At 66.9% G+C, this 21,607-nt stretch carries 21 protein-coding genes; 5 read left to right on the top strand and 16 right to left on the bottom strand.

Going from position 1 to position 21,607, the window contains the following annotated elements:
* Positions 1-41 precede the first annotated feature (41 nt).
* Positions 42-1,280, top strand: coding sequence for a lipoprotein-releasing ABC transporter permease subunit (locus IPK20_16695; protein ID MBK8018199.1), 1,239 nt, complete (start codon positions 42-44; stop codon positions 1,278-1,280).
* 34 nt (positions 1,281-1,314) lie between these two features.
* On the opposite strand, the gene IPK20_16690 is transcribed toward IPK20_16695, so the two are convergent.
* The 10 genes from IPK20_16690 to IPK20_16645 form a co-directional block, all read right to left on the bottom strand.
* Positions 1,315-2,841, bottom strand: coding sequence for an AMP-binding protein (locus tag IPK20_16690; GenBank protein ID MBK8018198.1), 1,527 nt, complete (start codon positions 2,839-2,841; stop codon positions 1,315-1,317).
* 63 nt (positions 2,842-2,904) lie between these two features.
* Positions 2,905-3,645 carry a PEP-CTERM sorting domain-containing protein gene (locus tag IPK20_16685; GenBank protein MBK8018197.1) on the bottom strand — a complete coding sequence of 247 codons (741 nt, stop codon included), beginning with the start codon at positions 3,643-3,645 and terminating at the stop codon, positions 2,905-2,907.
* Positions 3,646-3,810: 165 nt separating this feature from the next.
* The gene (locus tag IPK20_16680; protein MBK8018196.1) at positions 3,811-4,785 is read right to left on the bottom strand and encodes an agmatinase family protein; all 975 of its coding nucleotides are present in this window, start codon (positions 4,783-4,785) and stop codon (positions 3,811-3,813) included.
* Positions 4,786-4,819: 34 nt separating this feature from the next.
* A complete protein-coding gene (locus IPK20_16675; GenBank protein ID MBK8018195.1) occupies positions 4,820-5,824 on the bottom strand; it encodes a fatty acid desaturase in 1,005 nt (334 codons plus the stop codon).
* Between the two features lie 25 nt (positions 5,825-5,849).
* Positions 5,850-6,875, bottom strand: coding sequence for an ABC transporter substrate-binding protein (locus IPK20_16670; GenBank protein MBK8018194.1), 1,026 nt, complete (start codon positions 6,873-6,875; stop codon positions 5,850-5,852).
* A 183-nt stretch (positions 6,876-7,058) separates the two neighbouring features.
* On the bottom strand, positions 7,059-7,895 hold the full coding sequence (locus IPK20_16665) for a carbon-nitrogen hydrolase family protein (GenBank protein ID MBK8018193.1): 837 nt from the start codon (positions 7,893-7,895) through the stop codon (positions 7,059-7,061).
* A gap of 141 nt (positions 7,896-8,036) precedes the next feature.
* Complete coding sequence (locus tag IPK20_16660; protein MBK8018192.1) at positions 8,037-8,720, bottom strand: SDR family oxidoreductase; 684 nt, start codon at positions 8,718-8,720, stop codon at positions 8,037-8,039.
* A 21-nt stretch (positions 8,721-8,741) separates the two neighbouring features.
* On the bottom strand, positions 8,742-10,280 hold the full coding sequence (locus IPK20_16655; protein ID MBK8018191.1) for a DHA2 family efflux MFS transporter permease subunit: 1,539 nt from the start codon (positions 10,278-10,280) through the stop codon (positions 8,742-8,744).
* 6 nt (positions 10,281-10,286) lie between these two features.
* Entirely contained in the window at positions 10,287-11,402 is a 1,116-nt protein-coding gene (locus IPK20_16650; protein MBK8018190.1) for an HlyD family secretion protein, read from the bottom strand.
* On the bottom strand, positions 11,399-11,887 hold the full coding sequence (locus IPK20_16645; protein MBK8018189.1) for a MarR family transcriptional regulator: 489 nt from the start codon (positions 11,885-11,887) through the stop codon (positions 11,399-11,401). The genes IPK20_16650 and IPK20_16645 overlap by 4 nt, the downstream gene beginning before the upstream one ends.
* 147 nt (positions 11,888-12,034) lie before the next feature.
* Between IPK20_16645 and IPK20_16640 the strand changes: the two genes are divergently transcribed.
* Positions 12,035-12,928: an NAD(P)-dependent oxidoreductase gene (locus tag IPK20_16640; GenBank protein ID MBK8018188.1), complete on the top strand. Its 894-nt coding sequence runs from the start codon at positions 12,035-12,037 to the stop codon at positions 12,926-12,928.
* Positions 12,929-12,959: 31 nt separating this feature from the next.
* Here the strand turns inward: IPK20_16640 and IPK20_16635 are convergent, their stop codons facing one another.
* From IPK20_16635 to IPK20_16610, 6 genes are all read right to left on the bottom strand, one after another.
* Entirely contained in the window at positions 12,960-13,910 is a 951-nt protein-coding gene (locus tag IPK20_16635) for a PA2778 family cysteine peptidase (protein MBK8018187.1), read from the bottom strand.
* An 86-nt stretch (positions 13,911-13,996) separates the two neighbouring features.
* Positions 13,997-16,210 (bottom strand): PA2779 family protein, encoded by a 2,214-nt coding sequence (locus IPK20_16630; protein MBK8018186.1) that lies wholly within the window; start codon positions 16,208-16,210, stop codon positions 13,997-13,999.
* Positions 16,207-16,818 (bottom strand): hypothetical protein, encoded by a 612-nt coding sequence (locus tag IPK20_16625; GenBank protein ID MBK8018185.1) that lies wholly within the window; start codon positions 16,816-16,818, stop codon positions 16,207-16,209. Before IPK20_16625 ends, IPK20_16630 begins: the two co-directional genes overlap by 4 nt.
* Positions 16,815-18,317, bottom strand: a complete 1,503-nt coding sequence (locus IPK20_16620) for a HAMP domain-containing protein (protein MBK8018184.1) — start codon at positions 18,315-18,317, stop codon at positions 16,815-16,817. Before IPK20_16620 ends, IPK20_16625 begins: the two co-directional genes overlap by 4 nt.
* Positions 18,314-19,102, bottom strand: coding sequence for a hydratase (locus IPK20_16615; protein ID MBK8018183.1), 789 nt, complete (start codon positions 19,100-19,102; stop codon positions 18,314-18,316). Before IPK20_16615 ends, IPK20_16620 begins: the two co-directional genes overlap by 4 nt.
* Positions 19,103-19,219: 117 nt before the next feature.
* A complete protein-coding gene (locus IPK20_16610) occupies positions 19,220-20,227 on the bottom strand; it encodes a phosphoglycerate dehydrogenase (GenBank protein ID MBK8018182.1) in 1,008 nt (335 codons plus the stop codon).
* Between the two features lie 263 nt (positions 20,228-20,490).
* Here IPK20_16610 and IPK20_16605 point away from each other — a divergent pair, with 263 nt between their 5' ends.
* From IPK20_16605 to IPK20_16595, 3 genes are all read left to right on the top strand, one after another.
* Entirely contained in the window at positions 20,491-20,649 is a 159-nt protein-coding gene (locus tag IPK20_16605; protein ID MBK8018181.1) for a hypothetical protein, read from the top strand.
* A 94-nt stretch (positions 20,650-20,743) separates the two neighbouring features.
* Complete coding sequence (locus IPK20_16600; protein ID MBK8018180.1) at positions 20,744-21,154, top strand: PEP-CTERM sorting domain-containing protein; 411 nt, start codon at positions 20,744-20,746, stop codon at positions 21,152-21,154.
* 95 nt (positions 21,155-21,249) lie between these two features.
* The gene (locus tag IPK20_16595; protein ID MBK8018179.1) at positions 21,250-21,543 is read left to right on the top strand and encodes a DUF3467 domain-containing protein; all 294 of its coding nucleotides are present in this window, start codon (positions 21,250-21,252) and stop codon (positions 21,541-21,543) included.
* The last annotated feature ends 64 nt before the right edge of the window (positions 21,544-21,607 follow it).

Raw genomic sequence — 21,607 nt, 5'->3', positions numbered from 1 at the left:
GGAGCAGCTGGGGACTGCCCGCGGGTTCGAAGGGCCGGGCGATGAAATACGAGTGGCTGGTGGGCCGCCGTTACACACGTCCGAAACGTTCGAGCCAGTTCGTGGCCTTCCTTTCGGTCATCTCCATGGCCGGCGTCGCACTGGGCGTGGCCGCCCTGATCGTCGTCCTGTCGGTCGTGAACGGGTTCGAGCACGAATTCCGCAAGGGCGTCCTCGGCGCCACGCCGCACGTGCAGGTGGTCGGATTCGGTGGTGCGCTGCGCAATTGGGAATCCGCTGCGGCGACGGCCGAAGCCCTGCCGGGCGTGCGCGCGACTGCGCCGTTCGTGCAGGCCCAGGTGCTGCTGTCCGCTGGGGGCAACGTGCGCGGGTCGATCATCCGCGGCATCGATCCGGAACGTGAACGCCGTGCCGTCGACCTGGACGGCCAGATGAAATCGGGCCGGCTGGACGATCTGACGAGCGGCAGCCTGCGGATCATCCTCGGGTCCGAACTGGCCAAGGGGCTGGGCGTGAAGGTCGGTGAACGGGTGGTGCTCATCGCCCCGCGAGGCGATGGCGGATCGGATGCCCGCCTGCCGCTGATGAAGCCCGCCGTGGTGGCAGGCACCTTCGGTGTGGGCATGTACGACTTCGACAACATGCTGGCCCTCATGCACATCGACGATCTGCGCACGATCTACGCGATGGGTCAGCGCGTGTCCGGACTGCGCGTGCAGCTTCACGATCCGATGCAGTCCACGCGCGTCGCGGCCGAGCTGGGGCAGCGGCTGCCCGACTACTTCGTGAGCGAGTGGACGCGGGGCAACGCCAATCTTTTCTTCGCGGTGCAGACGTCCAAGCGTATGGTGGTCCTGGTGGTTTCGCTGCTCATCGCCATCGCCACCTTCAACATCGTCGCCTCCTTGGTGATGGCCGTGACGGAGAAGGCACCGGCCATCGCCATCCTCCGCACGCTGGGCGCATCGCCCGGCGGCATCATGCGGATCTTCATGGTCCAGGGCGCGATGATCGGGCTGATCGGCACCGGCATCGGCGTTCTCGCCGGCGTGGCGATCGCCTTCAACGTGCCGGCGCTCGCCCTGTGGGTCGAGCACGCGTTCGGTTTCAAGGCCATCTCCGCCGAGGTCTACCGCATCGACCAGCTCCCGTCGCAGCTGCAGTGGGGCGACGTCGTCTACACGGCCGGCGTCGCGCTGCTGCTCTCGCTCGCCGCCACGGTCTATCCGAGCTGGCGTGCGGCGCGTCTGGATCCTGCTGCGGCCTTGCGGTACGAGTGATTGCCGTCGACCGGGCGCAGGAACGACCCCGTGCTCAGCCTGATTGCAGCAGCGCCCGCAACTCGGTCTTCAGTACCTTGCCGTAGTTGTTCTTCGGCAGCGCATCCACGAATCGGTACACGCGCGGGCGCTTGAAGCGGGCGATGGCATCGAGACATAGCGCGTCGAGCTGACTGCTGTCGACGGTACTGCCCGGCCGCACCACCACGAACGCCACCACTTCCTCTCCCCATTCGGGATGCGGTCCTCCCACCACGGACACTTCGTGCACCGCGGGATGACGCAGCAGGACTTCTTCGACCTCGCGCGGATAGATATTCGCGCCGCCGCTGATGATGAGGTCCTTCGACCGGTCCATGAGCGTGAGGAAACCGTCGCCGTCCAGGCGGCCGACGTCGCCCGTGAACAGCCAGCCGTCGCGGATCGTCTTCTCGGTGGCCGCCTCGTTGCGCCAGTAGCCCTTCATGACCGTATCTCCGCGGACGAGCACCTCGCCGGTCGTGCCGGGCGGGACAGGATGGCCGTCTTCGTCTGCCACGCGCACCTCCACGCAGCTCTGTGACACTCCCACCGAGGCAATGCGTTCCGCGTGGCGCGGATGGGACGAATCGAGAAGGTGGGCACGCGACAGTGCCGTGATGGTCATGGGGGACTCGCCCTGACCGTAGATCTGCACGAAGCGCGGGCCCATGACGTCCATGGCGCGGCGGATGTCTTCCGCATACATCGGACCGCCGCCGTAGACGATGGTCTTGATGCCGCTGCAGTCCACGCCCGGCTCCGACGCGAAGTCGACAAGACGCTTGACCATCGTCGGGGCAGCGAACATGGAGACGTTGCCGTGATGGTTCGCGAGCTCGACGACCTCACGGGCTTCGAAACCGCCGCTTTCGGGAACCACGTGTCTGGCTCCGGCAAGCACGTGAGGAAAGGCGTACATGCCCGCGCCGTGCGACATGGGCGCTGCGTAGAGCGCGGTGTCCTCACGGGCGACAGTATCGACGTCGGCGAAGTAGGTGAGGGTCATTGCCAGGAGGTTGCGGTGCGTCTGCATCACGCCTTTCGGCTGGCCGGTGGTGCCGGAGGTGTAGAAGAGCCAGGCGAGGTCGTCGGGAGCCCGGTGAACCGGCTCCGCCGCCGGCGCGTCCAGCATGTCCCCATAGCCGGCGCTTTCCACGTCCACGATCAAGGACAAGCTCTCGAGGCCGCTCAACTGCGGTTCGAGCGCATCGCCGACATCGCGCGACACGAACAGGGCGTGGGCGCCGCTGTTCTCCAGGATGTAGCGGACCTCCTTCGGATGGAGCTTCGCGTTCACGGGTACCACGGCCAGACCCGCGTACCAGGCGCCGAACAGGACTTCCAGAAATTGCGGCCGGTTGGTCATGAACAATGCCGCCCGGTCGCCCGGCTCCATTCCCTCCCCTATCAAGGCCGCGCCGATCGCGCCGGCGCGGCGAGCAAGCTCGCCATAGTCGCAGTGGAGTGTCCTGCCGAGGAACAGGGCCGGCGAGGCGGGCGAGACGCGGGCGGTGCGGGCAAGCAGATGGGCCAGATTCATGGGCCCGATGGTAGGGGTGCGGCCGTGCCGGGTCCAGACCCGGCGCGACCGCGCCCGGGAAGATCAGTCCGGCGTGCGCCGTCTGCGCATTCCCATCGCGCCTGCCACCCCGAGCCCGCAGGCGAGCATCGCCCAGGTTGCGGGTTCGGGCACGGGTTGGGAGTACAGGACCGCTTGCGGAACGAGTTCCCAGTTGGTCGCGGGGTCGAGCGCGGGCGGGATGCCGTGGAAGGTCGTGCCGGTGTAGGGGATCACGGAGGCACCGCGTCCGGGACGCAGCCACCACAGTTCGATCCCATCGTAGCTGGGACCCTCGTAGAAGCTCACCCGGATCGAATGCATTCCCGCGGTGAGGTTCAATGGCACGAATACCTGGTCCGGGTCGTGGCCCTCGGAAATGTTGTCTTCCCAGTCGTACCACTGGCCCTGGCCGTTGTCGACGACGAGCTGGCCGTCGATGAAGATCTGCGAACCGTCGTCCGAGATCGTGCCGAACCCGTACTCGCCCGCCTCGTCAATGCGGATCCAGCCGTTCCACTGGATGCCGTAGTTGTCGCCTTGTCCGGCGATGGGCTCGTACCGGTACCACTGCGAGCCGTTCCAGATGTCCAGCATCGGATCGACCCGGCTGAAGGCGAGAGACTGACCGGTGAAGTCGATCAGGCCCTCCGCATCCAGGGTCCAGCCCCGGTAGTAGTCGCCGAGCAGTCCGTCGCCCGAAATGCCGCCGTTGGCGTGGGCAAGGGCACTGCCGAGAAGCATTGCGGCGGCTGCCGCCGTCCTCAAGGGGGATTTCGTTGTCATGGGTCTCCTCCACATCGTGAACAGGAAGAGCCAACATAGAGCAGGTGGCCAGCCGGGGCCTTGCGAATTGTCAACGCGGGGTGAAGGTGTCGGCGGCCACTGTGCCGGGACCGCTTTGCCGATTGCCAGGGCACCCGATCTGCCGGGTGGCCTGGCAGCCGCTTCCTAGAACCGGTGCCCGCCCGCCGCGGCCGCGAGCGCTTCCAGCAGGATCCGCACGCCCAGCCGCGAAGTGATGCCCGACGGGTCCCACGGCGGCGATACCTCCGCCAGATCGATGGCCTTGATGGGTGCTGTGGACAGACGCGAGATGATCCCGATGATCTCGCGCGGTGTCATGCCGCAGGGTGTGGGGACACCGGTGCCCGGCGCATAGGCGGCGTCGATGGCATCGATGTCCACCGTGAGATAGACGGCGTCGACATCGCGGGAAGCGAACGCAGCGGCTCGCCTGGCGACTTCCTCCACCCCTAGCGCCCAGACGTCTTCCAGCGTGAAGAGATGGATGCCCTTTTCCTTGACGTACGCCAGTTCGGACTTGGGATTCATCCAGCCGCTCGGCCCGATCGTGACGATGTTGTCCGGATCGAATCCCGCGTCCACCGCGCGAGCGACGGGGCAGCAGTGGTTGAGCGTTTCTCCGCCCACGTCCACCGCGGTGTCGAGGTGCGTGTCGAAGTGGATCATGCCGCAGCGGCGGTACCGCTTCGCGAACGCCCGGGCCGGTCCGATGGTGATGGAGTGATCGCCACCGCCCACGATGGGAATGACGTCGGCTGCCAGCAGTTCCGCGACCATGGCCTCGGCACGCGCCTGAGTGGCGACCGAGTTGCCGGGAACGATCGGGATGTCGCCGCAGTCGACGATGCGGAACTTCGCGGCCAGGTCCATGCCGGTGGAAGCGTTGTAGAGCAGGAACTGCTCGCTCGCTTCGCGCAGTCCTTTCGGTCCGAAGTTGGTACCGGTCCGGCTGATGCAGGTGCCGTCCCACGGAAAGCCGAGGAACGCCACCTGGGCGCCGGCTTCGCGCAGCGCAGCCGTCTTCGCCGCCACGCGCGGGCGGTTCATGAAGGTGCCCAGCGTGCTCGCGTGCAGCGATCCTTCCCACATGGTGTCGTCGATCACGGCAGTCGTCTGCATGTTGTTCTCCTCGAAAAGCGGATGGGGGGCGCGGTCACAGCGCCGTCAGGAAGGACACGCCGTACACGCCGATGAAGCCCAGGCCCTTGTCGGGGCCGTGACCGACGTCGATGTCGCCGTGGTCCTCGTTCATGACGCGCGAGGCGCGGTAACGGTGGTAACCCTTCAGCACGTTGCGAAAGGGAATGAAACGCTCAGCGTCCACGCCGAACAGTTGCCGGTTCAGCGCCGGCAGCCGGTACCACGGCTCGGCGGGCCGCTCGTGGTGGGCGTTGTGGAAGCCGAAGTTCAGCACCAGCAGGTTGAGGAGGCGGCCGCTGCCCAGCGCATTGGAGAACGTGTTGCGCTGCTCGTAGGCCCGGTCGAAGGTTTTCGGCGGCCCGGTGCGTCCCGTGCCCAGCGTCACGAAGACCTCGTACGTGTGCTGGTGCATGTCCATGGTCCGCAGCACGATGAGCAGAACCATGTAGGCGATCGCGTAGCCGAGCGCTGCCGGCCACGCATACCAGGCGAGTGCCAGGAACAGCGCGCCGCGCAGGGCAAGGCACAACAGCACGCGCGGGCGGTTCGCCCGGTAATGAGCCTGGGTGAACGGCAGGATCAGGACGAGGGCGTGCATCATCAGATCCGTCGCCGGCACGTAGCACCACTCGAGCGCCACGACGGCTTGGCGCAGGAGCGGCCGGCGCCGCAGGATTTCACGGTAGTCCAGAAACACCACGTCGGCCCGATCGACGTGATGCCGCAGATGCTTCTCGCGCACTTCGTCGTAGGTTCCATAGCACGCCGCGGTGATCCAGCAGAGGAGGTTGCCGGCGAGCGCGTTGTGCCGGGAATCGCGGAACACGGAGTTGTGGGCGCACTCGTGGATCATGTAGGCCGCGACGACCATGGCGTGGGCCGTCAGGAGCACACCGGGCAACCACAGCGTCCACAGCCCCGACGCCATGGCCGCGATGCCTCCGGCGTAGCCACCCACCGCGTAGGCCAGGGCCAGACTCATCGGCAGCAATGCATCCGGATAGCGGTATCGGGGCAGCGCCATCGCGCGTTTCTCCCGCCGGTCACTTGCCCATCACGGCCGCGGCGAATCGCGGCTCGAGCGTCGATTCGATCGGCGGCACGGTCTTGATCTCGCCTCTTGCCTTGAGAATCTCGCCGATGAGCGGGCCGCTGCCGAAGAAGGAGAGCGGCTCGTCGGACTTCGCGAAGGCCTTTGCGATGTCGGCCGGCTGCAGATTGCGCACCAGGGGCATCTGTTCCTTCACTTCCTTCGGCGTGATGCTCATCACCTTGGCGATGATCTTCGCGGCCTCGTCGGGCTTCGACTTCACGTACGCCAGTGCCTGGAGATAGACCTTCAGCAGCGTCTGGATGTCCTTCGGGTTGGACTGGATGAACTTCTCGTCGAACACCAGCACGTCGGTGATCACGCCCGGCGCGTCCTTGGACGAATAGATGACCCGGAATTCCTTGCCTCCCTTCGCGGCCAGGATCTGCGACAGCATCGGCTCCCAGGTCACGCCCACCGCGAGCTGGCCGCCCAGCATGGCGGGAGGAACGGCATCCGGGGCCATGTTGATGAGCGTGACGTCGGATTCCGCGAGACCGTTCTTGCGCATGGCGTAGGCAAGCAGGATGTCCGAGGGAGAGAGCTGAACCAGCCCGATCTTCTTGCCCTTGAAGTCCGCGATCCTGCCGACGCTCCTGTTCACGACGATGGCGTCGGCGCCGTAAGAGTAGTCGATGGGCAGGACCACCTTCTGCATCTGTCCCTTTTCGACCTGGGGCAGCACCTGGTTGTAGGTCACCATGCCGCCCTGCAGCGCACCGCCGGCGATCGCGGGAGGGATTTCCACCGGGTCGGCAAACATCTTCAGTTCGACGTTTAGGCCGGCCTTCTTGAACATTCCCAGGGCATCGGCCACGTAGAACGGCCCGTAGCCGACCCAGACGACGGTGCCGATGCGGATTGGCGCACCGGCAAGCGCCTGCGCGGGAAAGCCCGACAGCGCCAGCGCCGCCGGCAAGGCGACGAGGCGAAGAAACCGTACGGCAACTCGAACGAGGCGGGCAAGCGAGGCGGACATGGGGCGGCTCCGGGCGGGGACGCCTGCGCAATCTGCAGTTTCGATGCCACGGTCACCGGTTCTTAACCGTTTGATCAAGCGAGCTGGGGGCGCGGGGGCCGGCGCGGAAAAGCACGTGCGCGGTGCGGCGCACGCCGCTTTCGCACAAGGATGGGGCGGTTCCGCGGCTGCGGGCGGGTGCGACTACGTCGCGTCCTTGCGGTTTCGTGGCGCCATAGGGGACGCAAGCGGATCCGCCACAAGCCCGATCCGGCGCAGCGCGAGATAGTCGTAGTCGTGCCGGGACGTTTCGATCTCTGCCGGATCGATGCTGACCGAGAGGACGGTCTCTTCGCGTCCCGCCTCCGCGAGGACCCGCCCGTCCGGCGCGGTGACGAGGCTGCCGCCAGCGAACACGTCGACTCTCCCGCGTCCGGTTCGATTGGCCATGGCGACGAAGCACTGGTTGTCCTGCGCTCTCGCCATGGCCGCCACCCGATGCGCGTGGGCGTAGGGCTCCATGTTGCCGTTGCACACGACGATGAGGCGCGCGCCCAGTGCGCAGACGGCGCGGGCCGTCTCCGGAAACTCGATGTCGAAGCAGATGAGCGGCGCGACCGTCATTCCGCGCCACTGCGTGGTGACGAACCGCTCGCCGGGCAGAAACTTGTCGCGGTCGGCCAGCCACAGATGCGTCTTGCGATACGACGTTCTCGGACCGTTGCCGTCGACCAGCACCGCCGTGTTGTAGAGCCCCTCGGGCGCCCGCTCGGGTATCCCGGCCACGATGAGCAGATCGTGCGCCCGGGCAAGGGACTGCAGCGTGCGGACCGTCGGGCCGTCGAGCGGTTCCGCGAGGCGGTCGACGTCGTCCAGCGAAGCGAAACCGCTCGTGCAGGTTTCCGGCAGCACGAGGATGTCGTGCCCGTCCCCGTGCGCGGCAACGGTGGCGGCGATCTTGGCCAGATTGGCGTCGCGGTCGCCGTCGATCAGTTCGAGTTGCGCGACGGCGATGCGCAGGGAAGCGGGATTCGCGGACATGTGAGGAGTCGCGGGTGTCGACATGAAGTGAAGACAGGGCGGCGGCGAACGGGTTCCACAATCCGGCCGCCAGCATGCGGCCGTGCGGTGCCGCCTGCGCACCCGTGCAAGAGCCGGGCCGGCGGGCGGCCGGCCGGAGGGTCACCGGGTGACCCAGCCCCCACAAAGCGGAAACACCTGGCCGACGAAGGCATTCGCGGCATCGCTCAAGAGAAACGCGGCGAACAAGGCGTCTTCTTCCGCGCTCACCAGACGACCGAGCGGGACCTCGCGCTTCAAGCGTTCCTGGAATCTCGGATTGGCCTGGACGTCAGGCGGAAAGTACGTCGGGTTGTCGACGAAGTTCTGTGCGATGGCGTTCACCTGCACATTGTGCGGGGCCACCTCGACGCCCAGCGCCTGCACGTAGGCCAATTGCGCGCCACGCGCCGCGCTGTAGGTGGAGGTGCGCTTCATGCCGCGCAGCGCGGATGCGCTGCCCATCACCAGGATCTTTCCGGCCTTGCGCTCGATCATCTGTGGCAGCACGGCCCGGCACAGGCGCGGAAGCGGATCGACCATGTGGTCGAACAGGACGCGCCATTCCTGTTCGTCGACCTCCAGGGCGGGCGTGCTGGGCGCCGGGACGGCAAGGTTGGCGACCAGTGCATCCACGTGACCCGCCTCGGTCACGATGCTCGCGGCCGCGTCCACGGCATCCAGCGCGCGGTCGCTCGCGATGACGTCCGCGCCAAGTTCGGCGAACACTCGGCAGAACACGGGGCCCATGAACTCCCTGGCTTGAGTCACCAGGACACGTTTTCCGGACAGGTCGCAGGGGCGCATGGCGTCTCCGATTCGAGGGGGTCAGGCGGCTTCGGTCGCTTCGATCGGCACGGGCCCCGTGCGTTTCTGCGTCCTGACGAACAGCAGCAGAGGCAGCCCCGCCAACGCCGCAGCAGCCAGGATGCGGAAGTCGCCAATGTACGCGATCATCGCCGCCTGGAGGTCGATCTCGCGTTCGATCTTCGCGATGTGCGACAGGGTGTCCAGGTTCCACTGTGCGGAGGTGTCCGCATAGCGAAGCGCCTCACGGTAGGGCGTCACGTGTTCGGTGAGCATGGCCCGGTGGGCGCCGGACTGCCGGACGAACAGCGCGAGCGCGGTCGACACGCCGATGCTCGCCCCGATGCTGCGGATCAGGTTGTAGACGGCGGTCGCCTCGGTGCGGCGTTCGACCGGCACGCCGGGGAAGGCGATCATCTGGATGGGCACGAGGATGATGCCCCCGCCCACGCCCTGCATGAAGTTCGTCCACACGAGCGGCCAGGCAGGAACGTCCGCCGTCCAGGTCGACATTTCCGCCGCCGGCAGCGCGATCATGCCCAGGCCCAGGCTCACGAGAATGCGGGCATCGACCGTCCCGACCAGCCGTCCCCCCATCATCATGGCGAGGAGCATGCCGATGCCGCGCGGCGCCTGCAGCAGCCCGACGGCCTCGATGGAATAGCCGCGGATGTCCTGCAGGAACGGTGGCATCAGCACGATGGGAGGCACGGTGAGCAGGCCGTACATGAAGACGAACGCGAGCCCCAGCGCGAAATTGCGCTGAACGACCAGGCTCAGATCCAGAAACGGCTGCCGTGCCGTGAGGCTGTGCGCAAGGAAGAGATAGAAGCCGAGTGCGGCCAGGCACGCTTCGATGATGATCTCGTTCGAGTCGAACCAGTCGAGGCTTCCGCCGCGGTCGAGCATGAGCTGCAGCGAACCCACGGCAATGGCGAGCGTCAGGAAACCGAACCAGTCCAGCTTGTGCTTCGCGTTGCGCACCGTCTCGGGGACGAACAGGACGATGCCGATCAGGGACAGGATGCCGAACGGCACGTTGATGTAGTAGATGAACCGCCAGCTCAGTTCCTCGGTGAGGAACCCGCCGATGGTGGGCCCGATGAACGAGCCGGTGACCGATCCCATGCCCCAGAGCGCCATGGCCTTGCCGTGCTCTTCCGGCGGGTAGGTGTCGAGGATGATGGCGTGCGACAAGGGGATGATGAACGCACCGCCCATGCCCTGGATCACGCGCGCGCCCACTTCGAACGCGAGCGTATCGGCGGCGCCGCACAGAACGGATGCCACGGTGAAACCCGCCAGGGAGTAGGCGAAGACGCGCTTGCGCCCGAACCGTGTCGACAGCCATCCCGCCGTGGGAATCGTGATGGCCGACGCCACGATGTAGGACGTGATGACCCACGCGATCTGGTCCTGCGTGGCGGAGAACGCGCCCTGCATATGCGGCAGGGCCACGGCGCCGATGGTCCAGTCGATGGAGTAGAGCAGCGACGCGAGCATCACCGAGGCGGTGACGAGGATGGGATGCCGTGGCGCGTTGGCAGCCGTATGCGGCATGCCGGGTTACTCGCCGGCCAGGGCCGGACGCGGCTGCAACGAGCGGGGAAGGTAGCCTTCGTCGAACCACCGCCGCACGACACGCGGCAGCCCGTTGGTGTGCTCGGTATCCACCCGCACGGTCACGGTCATGCCGGCTCGCAGGGGGGGCAAGCCTGGCGGCTGGGTCACGTCGAGCTTCACGGGAATGCGCTGAACCACCTTGACCCAGTTGCCGGTCGCGTTCTGCGGTGGCAGCACGGCGAACTCGGCGCCTGTCGCCGGCGCGATGGAGGCGACCGTGGCATTCCCCTCCACATCGGGGTACGCGTCGACCGTCACCGTGGCCCGTTGCCCGACGCGCATGTGCGTGAGCTGCGTTTCCTTGTAGTTCGCTTCGACCCAGGCGGATGACCCGCCGATGAGGCTGAACACGGGAACGCCCTTCTCCATGTGCTCCCCCACCTGCAGCTTCATGTTGCTCACGATGCCGGCAGAGGGCGCGCGCACGGTCGTGCGGGCGAGATCCGTCTGAGCTGAATCGAGCGCTGCCCGGGCTTCGGCGTAGCGGGGGAAACGCTCGACGGGAAGATCGGGATCGCCTGCTAGGCTCGCGACGACGCGGCTCGTCCGCTCGTGAACGCTCACCAGGCGGCGGCGCGCGAGTTCAAGGTTGTGGCGGGCCTCGTCGTGGGCATCTGCCCGGCTCATGCCGCTTTCCCGCAGCTTTTCCTGGCGCTCGAACTGGCGCTGCAGAAACGCGATGCTCTCCTCGGTTTCCTCCGCCTCCCGCAGGGAAGCACGGTATTCGGCGCGCAGCGACTGTACGTCCGTGCGGACCACGTCCATCTGCGCTCTCGCCTTGGCGATGGCGATCTCGAACGGTTGCGAATCGATGCGGAACAGCACGGCACCCGCATCCACCGGCTGATTGTCCTTGACGTTGACTTCCACGACACGCCCCGAGATCTCCGAACTGACGGCGACGATGTCGGCTTTCACGTAGGCGTTCTCGGTCTCGACGAAACGGCCGCTGCGCGCGTACATGGTGAGGCCGGCGATGACGCCGGCCGCGGGAATCAGGACAAGCAGCACGATGCGGATCGCGCCGCGCAGGGTGAACAACGAACGAAGGGACTTCATGCCTGCCTGGAAGGAACGATGCGGCGGCCGTTCCGCGCGGGTGCGCCGGCTTCGGAACGGGCCAGGTTGGACTTGATGGCCAGCAATGTATCGACGAAGGCTTCCCGCTGCTCCGCCGGCAACCCGGCCAGGGCATCGCGCCGGAGTTCGGCCGCCGCGGCCCGCATCGCCTTCATGGCGGGCTCCACCTCTTCCGTGAGAAAGATCCGCTTGGCGCGGCGATCGGCGCTGTCCGCCTCGCGCCGGATCCAGCCCTTCTGCTCCAGACGGTCGAGGAGGCGGCCGAGCGTGGGCTTCTCGATCTCGAGGATGTCGGCGAGTTCCGACTGGGTGGTTCCGTCGTTGCGGAAGAGATGGTTGAGCACCCACCACTGGGATCGCGTGAGGCCCAGGGAACGGACACGGCGGTCGAACGTCGTGCGCATCAGCCGCGCAACGTCGTTCAGGATGAAGCCGAAGTTGCGCGACAGGTCTTCCCGGAACATGGACGGATATTAGTTGCCTAGCTTATTGTTGGCAAGCTTATGGGTCGTGTGGGTATTGCCCGGGGTGAGCGGCGCCCGTCCCTGCGCCCGAGACCCTGCGGCCGATCTTGATACTCTCCGCCGGAACGGCACATCGGAGACGGTAGGGTGGGAAAGGGCGCGAGATTCGGGGTGGTGGGAACGGGGGCGATGGGGCTGGCGGTGGCGCAGCGGGCCATCGGTCTGGGAATGCAGACGTTCACGCGGGACATTGACGCGGAGCGCGACAGGCTGGCCGCCGAGGCAGGAGCACGCGTGTGCGCCACTCCGGCGCAGGTGGGGGAGCGGGCCGACGTCATCCAGGTGCTGGTCGTCGATCACCGCCAGGCCGACGAAGTCATCTTCGGACAGGACGGACTTGCGGCAGCCTGCCGGCCGGATGCCGTCATCGTCTTGAGCAGTACCGTGAGCCCCGGTTACGCGGAGTCCGTGGGGATCCGCCTGGCGCAGCGGTCCATCCACTTCATCGACGGCCCCGTGTCGGGCGGACCGGCGCGGGCGCGGGCCGGCACGATGTCCATGATGGCGGCCGGGTCCGATGCCGCCTTCGCGCTCGCCATGCCGGTGCTGGAGGCAATCACAGGTGCGCTGCTGCGCATGGGAGAGCGTCCAGGCGATGGAGCCCGCACCAAGATCCTCAACAACCTCCTGGCGGGGGTGAATCTGGCCGCGGCGGCGGAAGCGATGATGCTGGGCGAGCGGATGGGACTCGACGCCGGGCGGCTCATGGAAGCCGTGATGGCGAGTTCGGGCGACAGCTGGGTCATGCGGGACAGGATGCCGCGGGCCATGGCGGGGGATTTCGCGCCACGCGCCGCGGTCGAGATCCTGAGAAAGGACCTTTCGCTCGTGCTCGCCGCCGCGGACGACCTTGGCTATCCGATGCCCGTCACCGAGGCGGCGAAGTCGGTCTACGACGGGACGAGCGCACTGGGCTTCGGCGGGGACGACGATGCGGCGCTCGTGAAGTTCTACCGCCATCACGGGCGGCCGGAACCGTGAGCAACCCGGCCATCGCGAGCCGGGCGGCGGCTCAGCGGATCGAAGATGGGGCCGTCCGCCTTTCGCGGATCTCCTGCAGCGTGCCGAGGGCGGCATCGTGATGCGAACCCGGGATCGATACCGCCCGTTCGGCGAGGGACTCGGCTTCTTCCAGCCGTCCGGCTCGTGCCAGTACATTGGCGAGATTGTTGAGGATCGCGCCTGAGGCGGGATGGTGTTCCAGTGCCTCGCGGAAGGCCCGTTCGGAGCGGTCCAGGTCGCCGACGGCGTAGGCCGTGTTGCCCGCTCCCACGGCCAGGGTCAGATCGCCGGGCCAGCGTCGTACGCCTGCTTCGTAGGCCAGGTTCGCCTGAGGGGTCTTGCCGAGGCGTTCGAGCGCCAGGGCAGCCTCGACGTAGGGTGCGCGCTCGGCCTGCGGCGGCATGTCTCCGGGGCTCGTCGCGATCATCGCCCAGCGTCCGGATCGCGCCCAGGTCCTGTCGAAGGTGCCCCAGCCGATCACCTGCCGTTCCTCGAGTCCCGACCGCAGGTACAGGACGCGTTCGGCCCGGTCGAAGCCCACCACGACGGCGTAGTGCCACATGGGATAGATCGGCAGGGACAGGTTCTGCAGGACGATCACGGGCAGGCCCGACGCGACGTGCTCCATGACGGATTCCAGCGAAGGCGGCGTGCGCATCGCCACCGCGCCTGCCCGCCGTGCCCCGCCCAGCATGTCCAGGGGCAGGCTGCCCTTTCTGGCGGGCAGGAAGACGGTGGGTGCGAGGTCCTTCGGCTCGGCGGGCATGCCTCGAGCCGTCAGAACCATGGCGAGAGACGCCGGACCGCAGTGATCGGCTTCCTGTGGATAGAACGGGGTTGTGGCGAGTTCGGCCCGGACAGGCAATACGGCTGTGCGCTGCGGATCGAGGGCGGGCGTTCCGACGCAAGCGCCGAGCAGAAGCGCGCTCAGGACAAGCGCCGCGAGTCCGGACGGGCGCACGGACTGCCGCGATGACCGGGGAGCAGGAATGGAACCGAAGGCGGAAAAGACGCGGGACGCCCGCGTCTTTCCGGCAGAGCGAACAGTCAGCGCTTCATCGGCTTGGTGAACGAGAACACCTTGGTGTAGCCAAGGATGTCCGTCACCAGCAGAACCACGAATACCACGAGTCCGACAAAGAGGATCGTTCCGAGGGCGTCACCGCCGGCCGGCATCGAATCGAGCTTGCCGGAGAGCGACAGGACTTCGTCGTCCGTCATGGCGGCGACGCGCGCCTGCGCTTCGTCCGACGACACGCCCAGGCGGTCGAGCTGCTCCACCACATCGGTCCGCTGCAGGAAGGTGGCCACCCGTGCACGCGCCGAATCCGCCGGAATGGCGCTTTCCGCGCGCGCGGCATCTGTCCCCACCATGGCGGCCTGGACGGCACCGGTGAAGGCGAGCTGGGTGGTGGTGACGACGAGTGCCAGAGCAATCAACTTACGGAACGATTTCCACATGGTGATGAGCCTCCTTGACGTGACGTTGTTGACCTCTACCGCGATGACCGGGTGAACGGAAAGATGCGGGTGAGCCCCAGAGTGTCGGTCATGATCAGCACGGCGAAGACGAACACCGCGATCCCGATGATCCCGCGCCCGGCGGGCAGGGTCCTTGGATCCGGACACGAGGGGTCGTCCGCCGCCGTCGAGGCGGCGAGTCTCGCCTCCACCTCGGCGGGATCGACACCGGCCTGCAGCAGATAGGACCGCACCTCCGGGCTGCCGGCCATCGCAGGCAATCCGCATGCGTGCTGCTCGCCGGGGGCGGCGTCCGGGGTGGCGATCATGGCGCCATGGGCAGCCGTCGAAAGCGTCAGGTGCGTGAAGCAGACGGCCACCGCGACGGCGGTGGCGCGCTTCCTGGAATGGGTCATGGGGGCGAGGTTCCCTGTCTTTGTTCAGGAGGGGAGTCGTGTTCTTGAATTGAGACGGCTGGAGGTGGTGCCGATGCAGCAGTTTATAAAACTCGGTGCGATTGCGCTTGGCGAGCCGGGCGGCATGCGTCACGTTGCCGTTGGTCATCTTGAGAAGCCGTGCAAGGTAGTCGCGCTCAAACTGGCCGCGCGCCTTCTCGAAGGGCTGCAGCTCGGTCGACGGGCCGCGCAGGGCATTCTCGATGAGGGCGACGCTCACGATGGGGCCGGTGCTGAGCGCCACCGCCTGTTCCACCACGTTGAGCAGTTCCCGCACGTTGCCGGGCCAGTCGTATTCCATCAGGCGCGCCAGCGCATCCGCCCCGAAGGCATTCACGGTCTTGCCGTAGCGTGCGGCGAGCTGGGACAGGAAATGCGTGGCAAGGAGCGTGATGTCCTCCCTGCGCTCCCGCAGGGGCGGCAGCTCGAAGCTGACGACGTGGAGGCGGTAGTACAGGTCCTCGCGGAAACGGCCGTCGCGAATGCCGGTTTCCAGATCGCGGTGAGTCGCGGAGACGATGCGCACGTCGACGGGGACGGCCCGGGTCGCTCCCACCGGGCGGACACTGCGTTCCTGCAGCACACGCAGCAGCTTGACCTGGAGCGCCAGCGGCATGTCGCCGATCTCGTCCAGGAATACGGTGCCGCCGTGGGCCGACTGAAAGAGTCCGGTGTGGTCCCGCGCCGCGCCGGTGAACGCCCCCCGGACGTGACCGAAGAGTTCCGATTCCAGCAGGGACTCCGGGATCGCACCGCAATTCAGCGCCATGAAAGGCTTGTCGCGCCGCGGGCTGGCCCGGTGGATCGCGTGCGCCAGGAGCTCCTTTCCGGTGCCGCTCTCGCCCCGGATGAGGACGCTCGCGTCGCCGCTCGCCACGAGACGGGCTCGGGCGAGCACGGCTTCGAGTTCAGGGTTGTGGGTGATGATGGCCGAGCGCCAGCCATTGTCGTCCTCGGTGGCCGGCACGGCTGCGGACAGCCGCACGGCCCGCGAGATGAGCCCGACCAGTTCCTTGCCGTCGAACGGCTTGGTGATGTAGTCGAACACGCCCTTGCGCATGGCGGCCACGGCATCGGGAATGGAACCGTGCGCGGTCAGGATCACCACCGGCAGGGCCGGATGCGCACGGTGCACATGCTCGAACAGCGCCATGCCGTCCATGCCGCCCATCTTGAGGTCCGTCACGAGGACCTGGGGAATCGCCGCGGTGAGCTGGGCGAGCGCTTCTTCCGCGCTGCGGGCCGTCACCACTTCGAATCCGGCGGCGGTCAGACGAATGGACACGAGCCGAAGGAGATCCTCATCGTCGTCGACCACCAGCACCTTGCCCAGGGAAGGGTTCATTTCGGCTTGCCTCCTTGATCCTTCTGAATCATCGCCCTCTCTACATCCTTGAGGGCGTCGAGTTTACGCTGCAGTTCGTCCGACTTCTTCTGCTCCTCCCGGACCTTCGCGACCTGGGCCTGCACCGCGGCATCGTTGCGCCGGGATTGTTCGATCGAGGCCAGGAGCATCTGCGCCAGTCCGCGCCAGGGCCCCTTGGGGCGGCCCTCGCTCCGCGAATAGGGCTCGAGCAACTGGGCGGCAGAGGCCTCGTTGCGGAACGGAGCCGCGGGGTGCAGGTACAGCAGGGCGAGCTTGAGCCGGGAGGCCTCCGAACCCGCCGCGGCGTAGTCGCGCTTGGCGTCCTCGAGTTCCTGTTTCAGCGCGTTCGCGGGCTTGGAACGCAGCCCGGCATAGAAATTCATCACGTCGTCGATTTCGCTGCGGACTTCCTGGGGCGGCAGGATGTCGCACTTCTTCTCGACCACGGCGGGCTGGGCCGGTCCTTCGTGGGGCCTGACCTCGGTTTCGACCTGGGGCGCCGGCGTCTTGCAGCCGGACAGGGCCGCCGAACACAGGACGAACGCGGTCAGCGTGCGCCGCACGCCGGAAGAAGCCCGTGCCGTCACGCGGCCTCCCGCTGCGGTTGCGGCTGAGGCTGGCGGCGCGGGATCTCCACGCGGAGCCGCGTGCCCTCGTCCTGCGGTGCCACCTCGATGTGGCCGTGATGCGCGAGGACGAACTCGCGCACGATCGCCAGCCCGAGGCCCGTGCCCTTGAGCGGCCCTTCGTAGGGTGCGGACCCGTGATAGAAGGGCTCGAAGACGTGATCGCGTTCCTCGGGGCGGATGCCGGGCCCCGCGTCGCTGATTTCCAGGCGGACCGTGTCGGCGTGTTCCGACACCTCGACCCCGATGCGCGAGTTGCGGGGCGCGAACTTGACGGCGTTGGAGACGAGATTGCTGAGGATCGCCGTGAGCTTGTCGCGGTCGCCTTCCACGCTCAGCGCAGGGCAGGTCACGCTGAGACGCAGGCCCTTGGACGCCATGGTGAGTCTGTGCTGCCGGCCGACCGAGGCGATCAGCTCGGGCAGGTGGACCGTGCTGAGGTTGAGCGCGGTCCGGTTGAACTGCGCCTGATGGTAGTTGAGCAGCCGCTCGATGAGCTCCTGCAGCCGCTGCGTGTTCTGCTTGAGGATCGCCGTGACTTCGCGCTGGGCGGGCGTCAAGGGGCCCACCAGCTGCTCGTCCAGCAGTCCCGCCCCTTCCTTGATGGCCGCCAGCGGCGTCTTCAGTTCGTGCGAGACGTGATGCAGGAACAGGCGCTTCTGGCCTTCCAGTTCGATCAGCCGCTGGCGCATCCAGTCGAGCTGGCGGCCGAGGTTTTGCAGGTCCTGCGGCCCGGTGACCTGCACCGGCGTATCGAAGTTTCCATCCCCCATGCGCCGGATGGCGGCGTCGATCTGCCCGATGGGGCGCGAGATGAGGATGATGGCGCCCACGAGCAGGACGAGCGCGATGGGCACCAGCGCGACGAGCTGCCAGAAGACGAAGCGCTGGACGCCTTCGGCCATGGCCTGAAGGGACGCGACTTCCCGCTCCACGATGCCGTTGCCGAGATCCGACAGGGAACGGGCAAGGGCGTCGAGTTCGTCGAACTCGCCCAGAAGCTGCCCCAGCGCGTCCGGCACCGCCCACGCGGCGTCGATGGACAGGGCAAGCTGGGCCTCGCGCTGGGCGAGCCGGGCGAGCTGGCGGGACTGCTCCGCGTCGAGGGCCAGGGTGCTCATCGACCGGGTGCCTTCGATGAACTTCGCCCGGGCATGCGCGTAGCCCTCCAGGAGCGCGCTGTCCGACAGGGCGCTCGCCTGCCGCACGCTTCGCTCCATGGCCGTGAGCTGCTCCATCAGGAGGCGGCTGGATTCGGTTGCGCGCATGGCCTGGTGCACCGACTTCTGGCTCCGCTGGGTGATGTCGTGAATCGACACGGCGTTGTTCACGATCGCCAGGATGAGCGGCAGGGCGACCAGCAGGAAGCCGACCGTGATCAGCTTCAGGAAGGACCGTGGATAGTGCACGGACCACTTGAGTGGCCGGGGCATGTCCATGGCGGCCGGGTGTCCCGTCATGCGTCGAAACTGACCTCGGCGGAGCCGATCGGGCCGAAGTCGGCCACGACGGTTTCGCCGGGACGCACCGTCATCGGGACGATGCAGGTGCCGGTCGTCACGACTTCGCCCGCGGACAGCGGCACGCCGAAGCGGGACAGGCGGTTGGCGATCCACGCCAGGGCCAGCCGGGGATCCCCCAGGACGTTGCGACCGGCCCCCTGCGCGGAAACCTTGCCATCGGTCCGGACGGTGACGGGGTGTTCCGCGAGATTCATGGAGCGCCAGTCCGCCGTGGTCGCCGGGCCGGACGTCCACCAGCAGGCGCAGGCGTTGTCGGCCAGGATCTGCGGCCCTCCCGCCTTCACGAAATCGGCATAGCGGGAATCGGGGACCTCGATGGCCGGATGCAGCGATTCCACGGCTGCCAGCACTTCGTCGACCGTGTACTCGCTCGACCTTGGCGCGAGGGTCCGGCCCATGCGGAAGGCGAACTCCGCCTCCATCACCAGCATGCCGTTGCCGGCGAGGGAGAAGCGCGCGGGGCTGGGCTTGACGCGCGTGGAAAGGAGCGTCCCCACCAGCGGTCCCGGCACGCCGATGTGCTGCTGGCCGGCCGTGCTGGTGGCGGCAATCTTCCAGCCGACCCGGCTCGCGCCGGCGACGGAGGGCAGCTGGCTCTGTACGGCGAACCCTTCCTCTTCCGTGGCGGGACGGAGATGGTCGGGCAGTCCCCCGATCTTGCGGGAGCCCTGCCAGGAGTCCCACAGGAAACGGGCGGCGGCGACGGTGTGGGCGGAATCCATGAGTCGATTGCTCCTAGGACGATCTTGATGTGCGGGGGAACGCAAGGCCGAGATCGGCCCGGCGGCGCCAGGGACGCGGCTTTCTCGAATCGTGCCCGGGCGGTTTGACGCCGGCTGTCATGACGCGGGCGGTTCCGGGACTGCGGAACGTGGCGGACGCACGACGTTGAGCAGCGGCTCGCCGCGGGCCAGGCGATCCAGGTTCCGGGCAATGATAGTGCACCGTCGCTCCGCCAGCGCATCCGTCCACGCGGAGGCATGCGGGGTCATGATCACGTTGTCCAGCTCGTGAAACGGGTACCGGGAAGGACGATGGATCGGAACCAGGTCGGTCGATTGCGGCGGATACGAGTACCAGGTGTCGATGATGGCGCCCCCGATGCTGCGGCTCCGGCAGGCCTCGTAGAGAGCGCTTTCATCGATGGTCGCGCCCCTTCCCACATTCATGACCACGGCGGTGGGCTTCATCGCACGGAAGGCCGGGGCGTCGAGGATGCCCCGCGTGCTTTCGTCCAGAGGCAGGGCGCAGAGGATGAAATCGGCCTGCGCAATCACGGGAAGCAGTTCCGTCATGGGCCGGACTCGCTCGCACCATTGATCGCCCGGACCGCTGGTCCGGCTCACGGCGGTGACCCGGACCCCGAAGGCGTGCGCCCGCCTGGCGGTCTCCCGTCCGATGCGCCCGTACCCCACGATCGCCAGCGTCTTGCCGAAGAGATCGCCGTGTCGCGGGCCGCACAGATAGGATCCCCACCAGCGGCCGGTCCGGAACTCGGCGTCGAGCCGGCGCAGTTGCGTGACCCACTCGAGCATGCCGGCCAGCACGAACTCGGAGATGCCGATTTCGTGCTCGTAGGCGTTGCACACGGAGGCGCCGGGCGGAACGGCATCGAAATCGATCTCGTCCGTTCCGGCCCCGGGCAGTTGCACCAGCCTGAGGCCAGGGCCGTCCGGGTAATCACGGGGCCACTGCATGGAGACGAGGGCGTCCGCCTGCCTCATGGCGGCCGCGAAGGCGGCGCGGTCGGTGTGATCCGCGACGAGGATCTCCCACGGCGTTTCGACCAGCCGGGGGACGGGGGCGAGCCTACCGTCGTTGTCAATGGACTTGATGAGCAGCTTCACCGGCGAAACCCGTCCCGGGCGATGAGAGTTTTGCCCGACAGTTTAGTCGGGGTTAGCGGGATTTCAACCAAAACCTAACGTTTTTCAGGATTGAAATCTCTCATTTTGTTCGTTTCAATCCGGGGCGACTGTGCTAGCCTGACGTTGTCGTCGGACGGGGACGCGCCGGGCGAGGGGCAAACGAACCTCGCGAAACTTGCGCAAACCCAGTGTATTTGTCCTGACCGCGGATGTAGACTCGCGCACATTAGCAGGAGACCACCATGAAAAAATTCTTGAAATCCCTCGCCCTCGTCGGCGCCCTCGGACTGGCAGGCGGTTCGGTTCCTGCAAGCGCCGCGTTCGAAGCTCAACTCTCCCCCGCCGCCTTTTTCCGGGCCTTGCCACGCTCGATAACGAGTTCATGCTCGAACTCAGCGTGAGCGGTCTGCACAGTCTGGGGATCGACCTCTCGGACGGCATCATCCTCACTGCCGTCATCGGTGCCACGCCCGTGAAAGCCCGTTCACGATCGAGTTGTACGACGATCCGAACACCGTGGAGGACTACTCCACGGACAGCCTCGGCAGTTTCTTCGCCGGCCTCGTCACACCGTCGGTGACCGCCGTGCCTGGAGGTGCCAGCAGCGCCCAGGCGTTGTTCTTCAGCTTCTCCATGTTCGACCCCAACGATTCGGCCGAGATCATCGATTCCGGATTCCGGCGTCTTGGCAAAGTTTGTGGTCCGCAGCGCCGCGGGGCGACGCCTGGCCAGTGGGGAATTGTGGCGGCAGTGGTGGCGGACAACGAGGTCGAGCCGGCGGCGGAGTCCAGTCTCGCCGGAATGACAACCACACTGGTCGCTGTCCCCGAACCTGAAACGTACGCCATGTTCGGCGCGGGGCTGATGATGCTGGGTCTGGGAATGGTCCGCCGCCGCGCGCGGTGAATGGCAGAAAGCTTGCATCGGGGCGGCGACGCCGTTCGCGCCCCGTGCCGACTGGCGGGGGTCTCTAGTCAATCATGAAGAAAGGAGAAAAACAGATGGCCAAGGCACCGGAAGAGGGCGCAAAGCCCGCCGAGCCCAACATGCCCAAGGTGAAGTGGGACACCCAGGGTCTCAAGAGCACCTACTGCAATTTCGTCAACGCCACCAGCACCCGGGAAGAAGTGGTGCTGAACTTCGGCGTGAACCAGAACTGGGACAGGATGGCGGGGGAAGTGGAGATCGAACTCGATCACCGCATCATCCTGAGCCCCTTCGCTGCGAAGCGGCTGACCGATCTCCTGCAGAAGCTGATGGCGGAATACGAGAACCGCTACGGCGAACTGAAGTGATCTTCGTGCCGTCCGGACTCGGATGATTCAACTGCCCGGAGAAAGCACAGTCCGGCTCGAGGAT

The sequence above is a fragment of the Betaproteobacteria bacterium genome, assembly GCA_016713305.1.
Classification (GTDB): Bacteria; Pseudomonadota; Gammaproteobacteria; order Burkholderiales.
Note: the sequence above shows the minus strand (reverse complement) of the source record. Positions and strands in the feature narration are given on the sequence as shown.

Coding starts and splice junctions, on each gene's coding strand:
- IPK20_16655 (MBK8018191.1), bottom strand. CDS start 10,280: ATGCCGCATACGGCTGCCAACGCGCCACGGCATCCCATCCTCGTCACC.
- IPK20_16630 (MBK8018186.1), bottom strand. CDS start 16,210: ATGAACCCTTCCCTGGGCAAGGTGCTGGTGGTCGACGACGATGAGGAT.
- IPK20_16605 (MBK8018181.1), top strand. CDS start 20,491: ATGAAAAAATTCTTGAAATCCCTCGCCCTCGTCGGCGCCCTCGGACTG.
- IPK20_16670 (MBK8018194.1), bottom strand. CDS start 6,875: ATGTCCGCCTCGCTTGCCCGCCTCGTTCGAGTTGCCGTACGGTTTCTT.
- IPK20_16620 (MBK8018184.1), bottom strand. CDS start 18,317: ATGACGGGACACCCGGCCGCCATGGACATGCCCCGGCCACTCAAGTGG.
- IPK20_16595 (MBK8018179.1), top strand. CDS start 21,250: ATGGCCAAGGCACCGGAAGAGGGCGCAAAGCCCGCCGAGCCCAACATG.
- IPK20_16690 (MBK8018198.1), bottom strand. CDS start 2,841: ATGAATCTGGCCCATCTGCTTGCCCGCACCGCCCGCGTCTCGCCCGCC.
- IPK20_16680 (MBK8018196.1), bottom strand. CDS start 4,785: ATGCAGACGACTGCCGTGATCGACGACACCATGTGGGAAGGATCGCTG.
- IPK20_16660 (MBK8018192.1), bottom strand. CDS start 8,720: ATGCGCCCCTGCGACCTGTCCGGAAAACGTGTCCTGGTGACTCAAGCC.
- IPK20_16665 (MBK8018193.1), bottom strand. CDS start 7,895: ATGTCCGCGAATCCCGCTTCCCTGCGCATCGCCGTCGCGCAACTCGAA.
- IPK20_16645 (MBK8018189.1), bottom strand. CDS start 11,887: ATGTTCCGGGAAGACCTGTCGCGCAACTTCGGCTTCATCCTGAACGAC.
- IPK20_16615 (MBK8018183.1), bottom strand. CDS start 19,102: ATGGATTCCGCCCACACCGTCGCCGCCGCCCGTTTCCTGTGGGACTCC.
- IPK20_16685 (MBK8018197.1), bottom strand. CDS start 3,645: ATGACAACGAAATCCCCCTTGAGGACGGCGGCAGCCGCCGCAATGCTT.
- IPK20_16650 (MBK8018190.1), bottom strand. CDS start 11,402: ATGAAGTCCCTTCGTTCGTTGTTCACCCTGCGCGGCGCGATCCGCATC.
- IPK20_16695 (MBK8018199.1), top strand. CDS start 42: ATGAAATACGAGTGGCTGGTGGGCCGCCGTTACACACGTCCGAAACGT.